This window comes from Roseibium sp. MMSF_3247 (genome assembly GCF_030733765.1).
Classification (GTDB): domain Bacteria; phylum Pseudomonadota; class Alphaproteobacteria; order Rhizobiales; family Stappiaceae; genus Roseibium.
The window spans coordinates 1-1,692 of sequence record NZ_JASHII010000032.1; the positions used below are offsets into that span (position 1 = coordinate 1).

General features: G+C 56.0%; 2 protein-coding genes. One reads left to right on the plus strand and one right to left on the minus strand.

The annotated features are described in order from the left end of the window. Nucleotides 1–378: type II toxin-antitoxin system RelE/ParE family toxin (locus RBB44_RS25470; protein ID WP_306150612.1), on the plus strand; the 378-nt coding region annotated here is incomplete at its 5' end. Nucleotides 379–383: 5 nt separating this feature from the next. Here the strand turns inward: RBB44_RS25470 and RBB44_RS25475 are convergent. After that, entirely contained in the window at nucleotides 384–1,460 is a 1,077-nt protein-coding gene (locus tag RBB44_RS25475) for an IS1595 family transposase (RefSeq protein ID WP_306150613.1), read from the minus strand. Between the last annotated feature and the right edge of the window lie 232 nt (nucleotides 1,461–1,692).

Genomic DNA, 1,692 nt, shown 5'->3' on the forward strand with positions numbered 1-1,692 from the left:
TTAATGGAGATCTTGAATCAGACCGCTGCCGATATGTCACATCACAATCGATTCATTGAAAACTGGACACGCTCTAGATCCGAAGCTCACTATCTCCGTCTACGAAGCCCAAGAGCGGCGAGCGATTTCGTAAACGCCATTCGCGAAGCCCGCAAGAATCTTGGTAAGTTTCCGAATCTGGGAAGCAAGAGTAAGGCGATACCTGTTCCAGGATCGCGAACGTTGGTGGTAGGTGACTACCTGTTGGATTATGTCCAAACAAGCGACCTGATTGAAATCGTCACCATTCGACACGGCCGACAGCCCGTACTTACTCCGGAATTGGAGATCGACGACGATCTCGAGGACGAGCCCGAACCTTCTGGAACTCGCCCTTAGCCCAGTCAATGTGCCGCAAATGACGGTGCCGCTATGTATCCAGGTGCTATCGGCTCCGGCCAATCTAGACCATAATTTCCAGATCGCCTGACCTGCCGCCAGACGGCCCTGGCCAGTAGTTCCTCGAGCTGATCGATGAACGGACGGTGATAGAACTGAACCTGCACGGTACCGTCCCGTTGGTTGACGGTCTCGATTGTCCGGCGCTGGTTCTTCCGGAACACGATCTCGTCGATGTATCGCTGAAGATGACGCTTGCTGAGTTGGTGATAAACGCCCAGCTGCGTCCGCTTCAGCAGAGCGGCAATGCCTTCGACCGTGTTGGAGTGGACGTTGCCGCGAACGTACTTCTTCTTGCCGTGAGTAACTGTGTCATGATCCTTGAAGGCGCGAGCCGCCTTGCCGATCGCCTTGTCGTCGTCGGACATGATGTGGGCATCGGGCGAGATGAACCGCCCCATGAAGCGGCCGATCTGCTCACTGTTGGCTGACGACGACAGGAACGCCGCCTTTACACGTCCACCACGCTCCGCGGCTACGGCGACTTCCGGGCGCTTCGTCGCCTTGCCGCGCGGGCGATAGACGTACTTGTACCGAGTATCCACGTTCTTGCGAGGTCGGCCGCCCATGTAGGTCGTGTCAACCTCGACGATGCCGTCGAGTAGACTGTCGCGACCGTCTCGGTCGTCCATCAGTTCCCGGATCGCGTGCGCCATCTTCCAGGCTGTCGGCTGTCGCACGCCGATCTGCTTCGCCAGAATGACCGAGGAGATTCCCTTGGAGGATATGAGCGTCACGTACAGCGCCTTCAGCCAGGTGCGCAGCGGCAGTTTGGTGGCATGCATTGGCGTCTTCGTCGTGACGGTGAACTGCCCCCGGCAATTCCGACACTCGAACAGACCGTCACGTGACGAACGTCCCGTGTTCCGGAAGCGCCAGACATCCAGGGAGCCGCAATGCGGGCAGTGCGCGCCGTTCGGCCAGACGAGCCGCTCGAACAGGCTCCGCACCGATGCCTCGGTCGGATACGTCCTTTCCAGCCATTCCTGGCTGTCCTCGCGCATTTTTCTATTCTTCGCCATTGCCGTCCCCAAAAAAACGGGAGACATGTGCGAGATCGGAAGAGGGAAAGCAACTGAAAGGCCGAAACAATCTAAGTTATTGGTTAACCTGGACTATGTGCCGGTTCGCCTTTGTTTGGTGGATAGGTACGAATAATTTTGGATACGATACTGGCTAGGGTCAAAACTCATTGATATTATTGATTTGATTTAGCAAATCAGATTCAAGGTTCCAAATCAGTGATTTGGAGGC

Bases quoted from the DNA above. Each gene is read 5' to 3' on its own strand.
- RBB44_RS25475 (WP_306150613.1), bottom strand. From the start codon at position 1,460: ATGGCGAAGAATAGAAAAATGCGCGAGGACAGCCAGGAATGGCTGGAA.